Source organism: Sporosarcina sp. resist, from assembly GCF_014302295.1.
In the GTDB taxonomy this organism is placed as follows: Bacteria; Bacillota; Bacilli; order Bacillales_A; family Planococcaceae; genus Sporosarcina; species Sporosarcina psychrophila.
Window position 1 is genome coordinate 4,115,035 of sequence record NZ_CP060287.1, and the last position, 13,683, is coordinate 4,128,717.

The window sequence follows — 13,683 nt, forward strand, 5'->3', positions numbered from 1 at the left end:
TAACTATACGAGTAATGTTCGAATTGAATCATATATGTTGAAATAAAGATACCATTCAAATCCTCTACGGCGCTAGGGGATACCTCCCGCCATAAACCCAGCAGCTTCGGTTATCCCTTATAAGGCGCCTTCGCTTGGGTTATACAGGTAATCATTTGTTCAACATATTTAGCAACACAAATAAACCCATAGAAAATTCCATGAGTTTATACTAATTCTGTGTAAAATCTACAACGATCTCCCCGCACAATCGAAATACAAAATTCTACTGGTTGCCCATTCGTATCATATGCTGTTCTTTCCAAAAGCAAAGCAGGTTTTCCAACGTCCGTCTCGAGAAGGTCACTTTCCTCTTCCCTTATTAAAACGGGTTCAAAGGTTTCTTTCGCACGGACAACTATCACGCCATAACGTTCATCCAACAAATCGTACAATGATGAGGTTCCGACTTCATACAAAACAGCCATATCTTGAATAACTGATTTCGGCATAAATGATGATTCAAGAATAATCGGTTCTCCATCCGCACAGCGTAGCCTTTTCATTTCAATTACATTTTCACCCGCTGGAAGCTGCAATCCCGCTCTCACAGTTGCAGAAGGGGCAACTTCCTTTACTTCAAGTACACGGTCAGTAGGATGCAGTCCCTTTTCACGTAAAACACGGCTAAAGCTATAAAATCCAGTTAATGATTGTTCAAATTTAGGTCTAGAAACAAAGGTGCCTTTTCCTTGTATCCGATAAAGTACGCCCTCCTGGACCAATTCTTCAATCGCTTTCTTCGCTGTATTCCGACTCACATGAAATATGTCCATCAAGATATTTTCCGAATCAATTTTATCGCCTGGCTTCCATTCCCCTGCTCGGATGCGTGTATCTAATCTTTGTTTCATTTGATGATATAATGGAATGATACTTCCTTGATCTAATGGTTTCATCACACTTCATCCTTTTTCATAGTTCTTACTCTTCAATCTACCATCATTTCAACAAGACTCGCAACAATTGAACACGCCATTATGCTAATCAGGAATAGAACCCTTACAAATTGTCCATTTCATGCCTGTGAAGGGTTGAAATATAGATTTTCTTCAAATCCGCTCCGGCGCTCGGGGATGCCTCCCGTCCTAAATATGACCACTGTGCTATCTGGCACCCAGTTACTGGTATCAAATGGCGCCTTCGCTCAGTTTATTATTGGTATTCATTTAACTTCTTCCACTTGAAATGAACCATCCGATTCACCTTTCAAACGGAAAATTTGCGAGGACATCCATGTTAAAAATAGAATCGATACACTGATTCCGAAAAACGGAAGCAACCCCGGAATAATCAGGAATCCTCGGTAAAACACATAAAGCCCCATAACAGATCCAATCACTTGAATCGGGTAGGAAATACTTAGTAACAGCGATGCAGAGAAATATCGTAAAAGTGGCAGTTCGTAGTTAGCAAACACTTGAAAAATATTCATCACCATCACAGCATAAAGAATCGAAATCATGACCATCAACGTTATCATCAACAATCCAAAGGTCCCATTAATCGTCAGCACAATACGCAAATTAAGAACGAGAAAATAGCCAATGACAATCAAAATAATACCAATCTTATTCGAATTAATGAACTCAGCTTTATACGTCGCCCAATAATTGCTTGTTAGCGATCGTAAACTGTCTTGACCTTGTAACCTTTTTCGCATGACAACGAATAACCCTACAGTAGCCGGTGATATGCCCAAAACTACTAGGCCAAGTAGTGTCAACCCAATCCACATGAGTTGCAACACCGCGAGCATTGTTACAACTTCCACGAACCAATAAAGTTTACCTTTCCATCCGTTTGCGCTCATGTAATGACCTCCATTAAAAGGTAAAACTCATATGAAGGTAACTCTTCATATGAGTTTTGATTTTTATTTTATTGTTCTTTTTGCATACGCTCGTATGCCTCTTGAGCAACTTCAAGATACGATTGTAATCCCATCTTATTAAGTGTTTTCTTGTATTCATCCCACTTGCTAAAGTCCTGTTTCCCCGTAATAAAGGCAGCAGTCATTTCATCCACATATGTTTGAACATCTGTCATAACTGCACTGACTTTATCATTCTCTTCTAGTGTATAGTTGAGTCCAGGAATAATATCTTCATCTTTTATGCGATAGGGTTTTGTTTGCGCAGCATTTGCAGCAGTAGCTTCTTTTCCTTCTGCTCCTTGGAAGTATTGCTGTCTAACGATTCCAGGATAATAGCCCCCTGGCCAAGTCAAGTATTCGCTAATCGCTTGGTCCATATTTAGGCCATTCGGATTGTCCGTGATTTCAGGTAGATACTTGAAGTTTCCTTCTGCATCTTCCTCATACGTCACACCCTCGAAGCCCATGAAGAACATTTTATTGCCTTCTTCCCCATAGAAGTGATCCATCCAGCGAACCATTGCTTCTGGATTTTTTGCTTTATCCGTCAAAACGAACATGCCAAGATTTCCAAGTCCAGTGGAAACTGTGTTATAAGCACGTTCCCCCGTAGGACCTTCAAGAACCGGTACACCAACATAACCGTCGAGTTTTAGTAATTCTTTCGGGTCAACCTCACTCAACATACCATAATTCCCTTTAGATGCTTCTGCAGAAAACGTCTGTGGTTCAGTCGTAAACACATCCTGGTTAACTAAACCTTCCTTATATAGCTTGTTCAAGAATGTTAGCATTTCCTTGTATTCATCTGTGGCGGGCACAAAACGGAACTCCTCCGTACCTTCTTTAAAGTCGAGGTTGATGTTCATAGACCCTTGTTTGTTCAAGCCATAGGTTCCGCGTAAATAGCTAGTGAATTCAGCAACGCCATAGCCGCTCCCCCATCCAAGCTCATCCGCTTTACCATTACCATTCGGATCTTGTTCTTTGAACGCTTTCAATACTACATACAATTCATCCGGTGTTTCAGGTGCTTTGAGTTCCAATTTTTCAAGCCAATCTTTATTTATCCACGGTGTACCTGCACGTAAAGCTTCGAATTCCGGGTCATAAATTGCAGGGAAACCATAAATATTTCCATCCGCCATCGTAACACCTTGTTTCACCGAAGGGTACTTATCAAGTAGCTGTTTGAAATTCGGTGCGTATTCATCTATATAGTCATTTAACGATATAAATACACCTTGTTCTCCGTATTTGATCAAATCTGTTTTGGATAAAGCTGAAGCGAAGTAAAAATCGGGATAATCCCCAGCTGCAAGCATCAAATTGCGTTTCTCTGCTAATCCCTCAATTTGTACGGTTGTCCAATTCACTTCAACATTCGACATTTTCTCATACTCTTCCCAAAGCATAAGGCTGTCCCAGTCTTGTGAAGAGAAGAATTTCGCTGCAAATCCATCGACTTGAATCTTTTCTTCAACAATTGGCATACCCGTTGCGTTTACATTACCAGCATTTTCGCCTTTTTCAGCAGGTTCATCGTCTTTTGAACAAGCCCCCAAAATCCCCGCTGTTAACAATAAAGTTACTGCTACGCTTGAAAAATACCTTCTCTTCAAACCATTCTCCCCCTTATTAGCCTTTTAGTGAACCTATCATAACGCCTTTCACGAAGTACCTTTGTAAAAATGGATACAGCATGAGCATCGGTAAGTTGGCAACAATCAGTACTGCATATTTTAGCCCTTCAACACTGAGTTGTTGCGCTAAAAAGCTTTCCGACGTTGCTTGAATCATGTCATCAGTCTGACCTTGAATCAGAATTTGCCTAAGTATCAATTGCAGTGGAAACTTATTTTCATCCTGTAAATAAATCAATGCCTGGAAGTATGAATTCCAATGGCCGACTGAATAGAATAGCACCATGACGGCAATAACCGGAAATGATAATGGCAACACAATACTCCAAAGAATTCTGAAATTCCCACTGCCATCCATTTTGGCTGACTCTTCCAACTCTTGAGGAATAGCCTGGAAAAACGTTCTCATAATAATGATATTCCAAACCGCAACGGCATTCGGAATAATCATGACCCAAAAAGTATCTAGCATTCCAAGATCACGAATAAGTAGATATGTCGGGATAAGTCCCCCACTGAAAAATATCGTAAAGATGATAAACGCCATAATAACACCACGTCCCTTTAAATCTCTTCGTGACAATGGATACGCTGCTAAAATAGTCATAATGACATTCAAAATCGTTCCAAATACTGTATACTTCAACGTGTTGACAAACCCATTAATTATAGCCTGGTTTTTGAAGACCTTTTCATATGCCTCTAGCGTAAATTCCTTCGGCCATAACCACATCTCACCCGATATCACATATTGTGGGTTACTTAGAGATGCACTGACCACGAAAACTAATGGATAGATGACAAGTAAGGCAACAATGGTAAGGAACACATAGTTAAATATAGTAAACCTACGATCTGTTTTCGTCTCTCTCACTGCACCCACCCCCTACCATAGACTTGTCTCATTCACTTTTTTCGCAATCTGATTGACCATTATCAGCATACAGAAGTTAATGAGCGAGTTGAATAGTCCTACTGCTGCAGAGAAGCTATATTGCGCTTCCAATATTCCGCTTCGATACACAAATGTCGAGATGACATCTGATGTCACCATATTCAAGTCATTTTGCATAAGGTATACTTTTTCAAATCCAACAGCCATAACAGACCCTGCATTCAAAATGAAGAGAATGACGATTGTAGGCATGATCGCAGGAATATTAATGTTAATAATCCGTTGGAACCTTGATGCACCATCAATCATTGCTGCTTCATGTTGAGAAGGATCTACTGCAGCTAATGCCGCAATGTAAATAATTGAACTCCAACCCATCGTTTGCCAGACGTCTGACAATACATACAAACTTTTAAACCAAGCTGGCTCCGTTATAAAATCGATTGGTGTCCCACCGAAAATTCGAACCACCTGATTGACTAGCCCCTCTGTTTTCAAGAACAGTAGCATCATTCCCACAACAACGACTGTTGAAAGGAAATGCGGTGCGTAGATAACTGTCTGTACGAATTTTTTATAACGTAAACTTTTCACTTCATTTAATAGGAGCGCCAATATAATCGGAACTGGGAATGATACCAATAAAGTGAAAATACCAATTCCGACTGTATTTTTAATAAGTCTCCAGAAATAGTAACTATCAAAGAATCGCTCAAAGTGCTTAAATCCTACCCAAGGGCTGCCCGTAACCCCTTTATTCGCAATGAAATCTTTAAATGCAATTTGCAAACCGTAGAGCGGGAAGTAATGGAACACAAGAAAGTATAGAATGACTGGTGTTAGTAATACATAAAGTTCCCAGTTTTTCCGGATTTCCTTTTTCCATCCAATTCCCTTTTTTCTTTTCCTCGCGTTCTCGGGACCCTGATTATTTTGAGGACTTTTAAACATCCTCTTTCCCTCACTTAAGCCATTCTTCTCTGCAGACCCTACCCTCTCACTAATATTCGTCATGATCAGACCCCTTTTCCTCCAAACACATTCAGCTGTGTACGATGCTAGATTCTTGTGAAACCCTGACGACTTTACCACCTGCACGAATTGACTCTGTTGCTGCACATCCAACCGCTACACTCATTCTTCCAGCGAAAGGCGTAGTAAGAGGCTCTTTACCATGAAGGATTAAATCAATAAAGTCTTGCGTTATTTTCGGATCTGCCCCACCATGGCTACCTTCTTCTTGTTTCAAATCGTATGTGACATCACTTAGCTCTTTCCATGTGTTTGTTTTACGCGTTTTCAAGTGTATTTTTCCGTTAACATCATCATTCTCTATACGTCCTTCTGTTCCAATGAATGTGTAGTTACGATTATAATCTGGTGTGAAGTGACATTGAAGATACGATGCCTTAATGCCGCCCTCAAGTTCCATAATAAGCATGTTATTGTCTTCCACATCGATTTCTTCTCGGAATGCACATTGCGTAAATGTATGTGCTACATACTCAGGGCACGTATTCTTTAACTCACACTCGGGACATGTTAAGTCGTTCGGCATATCCCCTCCGTAGTAATCAAGGCTCCCAAATGCAGAAACCTTTGTCGTATACTTGCCTGAAATCCAATGGATAACGTCAAGGTCATGTGAACCTTTCTGTAACAGAAGTGACGTTGTATTTTCTGATTTCCCGTGCCAATCGTGGTAGTAGAAATAACCGCCAAAGCCGACGAAGTGACGAACCCAAATTGCTTTTAATTCCCCAATTGCACCTGAGTCAATTAATTCCTTCATTGTCTGGTACATGCTCATATAACGCATATTGAAACCGACCATCAAGTGCTTGCCTGATTTCTCCCACGCTTCAATAATTCGGTCACATCCCTCGACCGTAATAGCAAGTGGTTTTTCAGAATAGACATGTTTACCTGCTTCAAGAGCCGCGATAACATGTTCTTCATGCAAATAATCCGGCGACAATACGGCAACCGCATCGATATCATTACGCTTTAACAGTTCTTTATAGTCATTTGTTTGATATAACGGTGTCTCATATTTCTCTTGGAACTTGGCAATGCGTTCATTAGAAATATCTGCAATTGCAACAACTTCAGATTCCCCTTCCGACTTATGCCAGTAGTGTGCAAGTCCACCGCGTAAACCCGCTCCTATAATTCCCATTCTTACTTTCTTCATGTCCCCACCCCATCTATATCCAAATTTTTTCACTTTGGGTACTTATCCCCCGATTTTAGGAAAACGTTTTCCTTATGTACCTAATGAAATTAATTACCTGTTTTCATGTCGATTGACGTACTACTAATTTAAATGGTAATAACGTTTTTAAATCAATGTTCGGATGGTCTTCAATTTGGTTAATTAGCGTTTTTGCCGCGATTACACCCATTTCATATTGTGGAATCGATATTGTTGTCAATGAAGGATGGACATATTGAGCCATTTCATTATTATCGATCCCAATAAACCCGATATCATCAGGTATAGTAAGTCCAAGTTCATGTGCTGCCCGCATCGACGCAATCGCCAACAAATCCCCCGCGCATAATAGAGCAGTTGGACGATTAGTTGATGGTTGACTCAATAAATCCATCGCCGACTTATAACTTTGCTCCAAACACCAACCTGTATTAATCACCCAACTTTTATCAATAGTCAATCCGAATTCATTCATCGCTTTTTTAAAGCCCTTGAAACGTTTTTCGCTAGCCATATCGGCTCCTATCTCACCGCCCATGAATCCAATACGCTGATGCCCTTTTGACACTAGATGTTCTACAGCCTTCCACGCTGCATCCTCCCGATCATAATCTACAGTTGAAATCGCATGATCACTGTAGTTAAAATCAACACCCACAACAGGAAGTAAATCTTTAATCTCAAGAAGAACTTTTTCATCCACTTTATCAATTAGTAATATCCCTTCAACTTCCTTTTCACGAATCATCTGATGGAAAAGTGCCTCATCTTCCAAATCCTCATTACTTAGCAGCAGCAACGTGTATCCAGCGCTATTCAATGTTTCGCTGATACCAGAATAGATTTTAGAAAAATACGGATTTGTTTCTGCAAGGCGTGGACTAGCTAGCCACGCAATTCTCTTCGTTCTTTTTTTCTGTTGCCTAGAAGATGCAACAAGATGCCGCGCATACTCATTTGGCGTATATCCTAACTCTTTTACTGCCTGCCAAACTTTTTTCTTTGTTTCAGGATTCACATTTCGAGAAGAATCATTTTTAATCACACGGGAAACAGTTGTAACTGAAACACCCACATACTCTGCAATATCTTTTAATCTCACCATTTTATTTACCTCTTTCTTTTGCAACCGTTTTCTTTTACATTATTGTACTACAAATTTCCATGTAGTTTAGTACAATAGTAAACTCACAGCAGTTCGTGGATGGGTTGTAGGTACAACTTTAGGTAAAAAATATGTGAGGTACTTCCCTATAGTTGGAAAATTGTTATTACAAATAATATATAGTCTATTTTTACGGGTGTCAACATGTTTTTTAAATAGTCTATTAAATAAGATTACTAACTCTAAGTTACATCACAATACAACTGTGTTACGCATCCCCTTATATTAATTGATGGTCCCTGGCATATAAAAGTTGGGACTTCAATTCGATACTGACCGTATATCTCCCGTCTCCTCATTATTAGTAAACCGTAGTATGCAAAAGTATCTTATATTCCCTATCAGCACTTTCCCACTCGATTTTCATCTTTTGCAAGCTTAAGCTCCGTCAAAAGTTTCGATTACATCAATAAACGGACAAGCAACTAATGCTCACCCTATCGATAAATCTCTTCACTTATTACCCCTCAGTATTTAAAAAGCCTTCCCCTGATTTTCTTCCAAGACGTCCGGCCCTTTCATCTGATTCTCTCCTTTTAAACGCCTTTTAGTTATCTAACTATTCCGTCTTTAAATCATTCTAGCAATCAGAAAATTAATTTGCAAGTCTTTTTTGAACACCGTTAAAATTTTAAACACGAGTTCAAACGTCAATTTTGATATTCTATGTTCAAAAGTTCTTCTTTAGAGCAATTAAACAAAACTCGTTCAAATATTATGTTTCATTTACTTTCAGGTCAACCACAATTTTTTGCTCGTTAGATATCGTGAACTATGTTTCCTTCAATACCAAAGACATATTATCTTGGTCCAATATAATTAAAAAACACCCAAGACGCATTAATAAATGCAGTTCGGATGTTTCATTGTAAAACAATCAACTTTCAGTGAATTAACGATTGAATCTTGTCGTTCTTTAGCGCATTAAAACCTTTTATGATGTCTTTTATCTTAAACTGTAAGTAATAACTTCTGTCTTTAAAAGCAAATGAATTTGTTGTTTTTCGGATTACTTTATATTTAACTTTTCACAACTTCCAAAGTGTTCAATTTACCTATTGGTTTATCAAACACTACTTAGACAACTTAGAACTAGCCCACACTTATCTACCATGTAATTGTCATGTATCTCCTGTATAGTTGAATGCACAACAACCCAATAAATGGAGGTACCAATATGCAAAAGTGGATACCACGAACAGCCATCCTGCTTCTCGCAATCATTATAACGGGATGCAGCCCCGACAAAGATCAGAATCCCAGTGGCAAAACTGATCCAGTAGAAAATCCGACACCTACTAACGAAACCGTCTCCGAAAGCCCTTGGAATGGAGAATGGTTTTTCCTAAGTGACAACATACTTGGCACGCTGCACATTACGGAGAACGATGAATCTGAATTCGACTACAAAATAAGCGGCTTACAGCCAACTACTGAAGACTCTTCTCCGAAGTCACTTACCTTTGAAGGGAACGGAACAATTGATGGCCATCAAGCCGAAGCTACTTGCGAGGCTACCGCAAACTGCAAAATGATCATCAAGATGGACGGCTCAGCGCTCCAGCTCACCATCAATGAAGAAATTACTGACGGATCTCAGTTAATACTCAGCGGTGAATACAAAAAATCTACTTCAATAGAAGAAACGCCTATGTTTCGTATGAAAAATGACCAATTCCTAATCTACGGCGTTCTACAAGGCGACAAACCGTCGGCAGTGAAAGCAAAGCTTGGCAATCCAGAATCTGAAGGCCCTGATGAAATGATACAAAATTACTGGATTCAACAATACCCTGAGAAAGAATTACTCGTCACGTATTACGACGATTGGGTAGAAACAATTTCTTTCACAACAACAAAAGAGGCTCTTGAGGCGGAAATTGCAGAGCACTTTGAAGGCGACCGATACCGCAATAAAGACGGTACCGAATATTTACTAGTCCCGCAAAATCAAGATCTTTTACTATATCGTCCAAACGAAGAGGACCCCTCCACAATCAATGTTCTCGTTACAGTAGCTGACGAAAACTTTTATTATAGTTTGGAGCACGGTGAAATTTCCGTGGTGGAGTAAACAACAAAAAAGTCAGCCAACTTTGAGAGTTGGCTGACTTTTTTTCATTTCAATTGATTGGATTTATTCCCTAAATTCGAGATCCACGATGACAATTGTTTTTTCAATTAAGATACTAATTTCCTTCTTCGCCAAGACTTCGATACATACTAAATCTACCTAGATGCAATGGTATTCATTCTTATTGAATACAACAAAGTTTTCAAATTCAATTCTAATTCGTGTGATTGCGAGGCATTATTATTGAATCTTTTCTTGTTTTTTCAAAATATGTCCCATGAAGTTCAACATCGTCATTGCAGCTACACGAGTAGTTGCACCTGTCGGATCATATTGAGGCGCTACTTCAACAAGATCGAAGCAGATAACATTGCCTTTCTCTGCAATCCCTATCAAAATATCATTTAAGAAGTCATATGAGAATCCACCGGGTGATGGAGATCCAGTACCGGTAGCTAGCGAGATATCAAAACAGTCAATATCAATTGTTACATAATATTTATCTGCCACCGGTATTCTGTCTAACACCCCTTCAACACCAAGCTTAATCGCTTCTTTTGCAGAAATCAACTGGCTATTATATGCTTTGGCTGCATCATAATCCTCTTTCCGGCTACTCCCTAGTCCACGGAGCCCAATTTGCACCATTTCATCAATATGTTCCATTTCAGACATTCTTCTCATTGGACTACCATTACCAAGTGTTTGTCCACCTGGAGCATCGGACCAATCCAGATGTGCATCTAATTGGATGACAGTTACTTTTCCCTCGTTTTTTAATCCCCTTGCAATCGGAATTGAAATTGAGTGATCTCCACCCATAATTGCAGGAATTGCACCCTTTTCACGAATTTTACTAACCGCATACTCAATAGCGTCGAACGATCTCGGAATATCTCCGTGGACAACGTCTGCATCTCCAACGTCAACTATTTTTACGGGTGCTCCCAAGAAAACTTCATCTCTTTCCGGATCGTAAAAACCAGCATCTCCGCGTGAATAATGTGTGGATACTTCACGAATTCTTCTTGGACCGAAACGGCATCCCGTCATGAATCCTACACCCGTATCGTACGGAACACCTAAAACTGCGATGTCAGCGTCAAGATTTTCTAAGTTATCACAGATTGGATACTTAGCAAAAGAACAGATTCCTGTAATCGGCATATTAACTCTTTCCATAGTAAATCCCCCATTTAAATGAATTTTGACTGCTATCTTTCATATTTCCACTTCAGCCTTCTGACCGGTAAGGTATAATTCATCCTTAGCCGGTGAAAGTGTATATTAGGGCTAAAACAAATATAGCACGCTAAATCCCCTATTAGTTATCAGACTATTTTATCAAACGATAAAATATATTTATGTATTCATTCATTTGAAAACAATCTGTCAGTCGTTTTATTTTCAGGTAGAATATATAGAAGATATGAATAGGAGATGAAAGTATGAATATCCGGAACTTAGAAGCATTCGTCTACATTGTTCATTTTGATAACTTCAATAAAGCTGCGGAGGCACTGTTTTTATCCCAGCCTACTATTTCAGCACGCATTCGTTCCCTTGAGAATGAAATGAATACAAAACTCTTTTTCAGAGAAGGCAGGAAGTCCATACTAACGGATAGCGGAAAAAAACTATTCCCTTATGCTGAAAAAATGCTTAGTTATTATCAAGAAGCGACCTATAAAATGAAACAAGATATGTATATTCCCGATCAAATACGGATTGGATGTGCCAATTCAGTTTCAAGTTATCTCATACCGGAAATTTTGCCCGAACTCAAAAAAAAGTTCCCACTATTAAGGGTGAAAATTATTTCTCATCATTCCGAAGAAATTATGAACAAATTAGTAAATAATGAAATTGATTTTGGGCTTATCAGAACGATTACTCATCCAAAAATTCATACAAAAACAATACTCAGCAATCCTGTAGGGCTTTTCGCAGCTGCAAACCACAACCTGGCCAACAAGAAAAAATCCGTTTCTTTAGAAGAATTAACAAGCGAGGATATAATTTTTTACGATCATAATTCAACTGAATGGCTCTATATAAATCGATTAATGGAGTCCATGAACCTCCAACTAAATACAATTATAGAAGTCGACAATATGGAATCCGCTAAAAGGTTAGTAAAGAAAGGCATGGGTATTTGCTTTTTACCGCAACATGCAGTGTATGAGGAAGTTGAAAGCAATCAGTTGGTGAACATTCCATTAACAAAACCTTTAAATATCAATACAGAAATTGCAATAGCTTATTCAAAAGACGAGCCCGTTACAGAAATTATCAATTTTTGTTCATCTTTCGTTTTTCATCAATTTCAGAGTAACCCACTTTTTTAATTTAGATTAAATCATTCATAAATTTAATCTATCAGTTAATAAAACAGTCTGATAATTCGCAACCTCCCCCACATGTTATAGTTTTTATAACAAAATTTTAGTCATTCAGAAATATCTTACTAGTGATGCTTGAATAGGAGTATTACTTTATTCCAGAGGGGGAGGATTTCAATGATTTTTCAAGATGGGGGCCTTGAACTAAATTTAATCACTTCGACAGCACTTGGTGCATTATTATTGGTTCTTGGAATGTTAGGGAGAAAGAAAATCAGTTTTTTTGAAAAGTACTGTATTCCAGCCCCGGTAATCGGCGGATTTGGGTTCGCATTACTCACATGGGTATTATTTGAAGTCAATTTACCTTCTATTTCATTGGATAATACAATTGGCGATTTACTCATGTTCGTATTTTTTGTCACAATCGGCCTTGGAGGAAGTTTTGACTTAATTAGAAAAGGTGGGAAAATACTTTTCATTTATCTCCTCATTTGTTGGGGATTGGCTATCTTTCAAAATGGATTTGGTGTAGCACTCGCTACCTTACTTGGCATTGATCCTTTGTTAGGCATTGTTGCTGGTGCCGTTGCATTAGAGGGTGGTCACGGAATGGCAGCCGCAATGGCTCCGTTCATTCAAGATGCTGGAGCTGAAAGCGCTCTCACTGTCGGTATGGCTGCCGCAACATATGGTTTAGTTGCGGGAAGTTTGATTGGTGGACCGGTTGGTAACTGGTTAATTAAGAGAAATAACTTAAAAATTGAAACTGACGCCGGATGGAGTAAGTTGGTTGAAACTGGAGATAACAATTCTAAGGACGAAATCACTGCCAAAAGCATTATTACAATCGTTGCCGCAATCCTAATCATTTTAGCAATTGGAACCAATACAGCTAAATGGATAACAGATGCAACAGGATTTACTGTTCCAGGCCATGTATTCAGCTTATTTGTAGGATTGGTTTTCCGATCAATTAATGAAAAGAAACAATACTTTGCCATTAGCCAGAAAACAATCGATGTCATTTCAATCATTGCCCTAGAATTATTCTTGACGATGGCCATGATGAAATTAAAAATATGGGAACTGTATGACTTAGCCGTTCCTCTAATTATCATTCTAGTAGCTCAAACCATTGCAATAGTCCTGATTGCAGTATTTATTGTCTTTAAATTTACAGGAAAAAACTACGATGCTGCACTGCTTGCAAGTGGATTTATCGGCCATGGTTTAGGAGCAACCGCAAATGGACTAGCTGTAATGGACGCAGTTGCGAGTAAATACGGACTTGTATCCAGAAAAGCATTTTTCATCATTCCAGTAGCCGGATCAATGTTAATCGATTTGGTAGGGGTACCTTGTATCGTTATATTCACTAATTTCTTCGCACACTAACGGTATTTAATAGGGCTAGTTGCATTTATTGAGAAT

At 38.9% G+C, this 13,683-nt stretch carries 11 protein-coding genes; 3 read left to right on the forward strand and 8 right to left on the reverse strand.

What is annotated here, in order from left to right; genetic code table 11:
- Positions 1–206: 206 nt before the first annotated feature.
- The 7 genes from H7992_RS19850 to H7992_RS19880 form a co-directional block, all read right to left on the reverse strand.
- Positions 207–938: a GntR family transcriptional regulator gene (locus tag H7992_RS19850; RefSeq protein ID WP_187045719.1), complete on the reverse strand. Its 732-nt coding sequence runs from the start codon at positions 936–938 to the stop codon at positions 207–209.
- 266 nt (positions 939–1,204) lie between these two features.
- Complete coding sequence (locus H7992_RS19855) at positions 1,205–1,852, reverse strand: YesL family protein (RefSeq protein ID WP_187045720.1); 648 nt, start codon at positions 1,850–1,852, stop codon at positions 1,205–1,207.
- 68 nt (positions 1,853–1,920) lie between these two features.
- Positions 1,921–3,537 (reverse strand): extracellular solute-binding protein, encoded by a 1,617-nt coding sequence (locus H7992_RS19860; RefSeq protein WP_187045721.1) that lies wholly within the window; start codon positions 3,535–3,537, stop codon positions 1,921–1,923.
- A gap of 16 nt (positions 3,538–3,553) precedes the next feature.
- Entirely contained in the window at positions 3,554–4,432 is an 879-nt protein-coding gene (locus H7992_RS19865) for a carbohydrate ABC transporter permease (RefSeq protein ID WP_187045722.1), read from the reverse strand.
- A gap of 12 nt (positions 4,433–4,444) precedes the next feature.
- On the reverse strand, positions 4,445–5,404 hold the full coding sequence (locus H7992_RS19870; RefSeq protein WP_187047979.1) for an ABC transporter permease: 960 nt from the start codon (positions 5,402–5,404) through the stop codon (positions 4,445–4,447).
- Between the two features lie 91 nt (positions 5,405–5,495).
- A complete protein-coding gene (locus H7992_RS19875; protein ID WP_187045723.1) occupies positions 5,496–6,647 on the reverse strand; it encodes a Gfo/Idh/MocA family protein in 1,152 nt (383 codons plus the stop codon).
- A gap of 103 nt (positions 6,648–6,750) precedes the next feature.
- Positions 6,751–7,773, reverse strand: a complete 1,023-nt coding sequence (locus H7992_RS19880) for a LacI family DNA-binding transcriptional regulator (RefSeq protein WP_187045724.1) — start codon at positions 7,771–7,773, stop codon at positions 6,751–6,753.
- 1,237 nt (positions 7,774–9,010) lie between these two features.
- Between H7992_RS19880 and H7992_RS19885 the strand changes: the two genes are divergently transcribed.
- A complete protein-coding gene (locus tag H7992_RS19885) occupies positions 9,011–9,907 on the forward strand; it encodes a hypothetical protein (RefSeq protein ID WP_187045725.1) in 897 nt (298 codons plus the stop codon).
- Between the two features lie 240 nt (positions 9,908–10,147).
- On the opposite strand, the gene H7992_RS19890 is transcribed toward H7992_RS19885, so the two are convergent.
- A complete protein-coding gene (locus H7992_RS19890; protein ID WP_187045726.1) occupies positions 10,148–11,089 on the reverse strand; it encodes an agmatinase in 942 nt (313 codons plus the stop codon).
- A 266-nt stretch (positions 11,090–11,355) separates the two neighbouring features.
- Between H7992_RS19890 and H7992_RS19895 the strand changes: the two genes are divergently transcribed.
- Both H7992_RS19895 and gltS read left to right on the forward strand, forming a co-directional pair.
- Positions 11,356–12,255: a LysR family transcriptional regulator gene (locus H7992_RS19895; protein WP_187045727.1), complete on the forward strand. Its 900-nt coding sequence runs from the start codon at positions 11,356–11,358 to the stop codon at positions 12,253–12,255.
- A 171-nt stretch (positions 12,256–12,426) separates the two neighbouring features.
- The gene (gene gltS / locus H7992_RS19900; RefSeq protein WP_187045728.1) at positions 12,427–13,647 is read left to right on the forward strand and encodes a sodium/glutamate symporter; all 1,221 of its coding nucleotides are present in this window, start codon (positions 12,427–12,429) and stop codon (positions 13,645–13,647) included.
- Positions 13,648–13,683 lie beyond the last annotated feature (36 nt).

Excerpts from the sequence above, each read along its gene's own strand:
- H7992_RS19895 (WP_187045727.1), top strand. The coding sequence starts at position 11,356 with ATGAATATCCGGAACTTAGAAGCATTCGTCTACATTGTTCATTTTGAT.
- H7992_RS19885 (WP_187045725.1), top strand. The coding sequence starts at position 9,011 with ATGCAAAAGTGGATACCACGAACAGCCATCCTGCTTCTCGCAATCATT.
- H7992_RS19850 (WP_187045719.1), bottom strand. The coding sequence starts at position 938 with ATGAAACCATTAGATCAAGGAAGTATCATTCCATTATATCATCAAATG.
- H7992_RS19855 (WP_187045720.1), bottom strand. The coding sequence starts at position 1,852 with ATGAGCGCAAACGGATGGAAAGGTAAACTTTATTGGTTCGTGGAAGTT.
- H7992_RS19880 (WP_187045724.1), bottom strand. The coding sequence starts at position 7,773 with ATGGTGAGATTAAAAGATATTGCAGAGTATGTGGGTGTTTCAGTTACA.
- gltS (WP_187045728.1), top strand. The coding sequence starts at position 12,427 with ATGATTTTTCAAGATGGGGGCCTTGAACTAAATTTAATCACTTCGACA.
- H7992_RS19870 (WP_187047979.1), bottom strand. The coding sequence starts at position 5,404 with ATGTTTAAAAGTCCTCAAAATAATCAGGGTCCCGAGAACGCGAGGAAA.
- H7992_RS19890 (WP_187045726.1), bottom strand. The coding sequence starts at position 11,089 with ATGGAAAGAGTTAATATGCCGATTACAGGAATCTGTTCTTTTGCTAAG.
- H7992_RS19875 (WP_187045723.1), bottom strand. The coding sequence starts at position 6,647 with ATGAAGAAAGTAAGAATGGGAATTATAGGAGCGGGTTTACGCGGTGGA.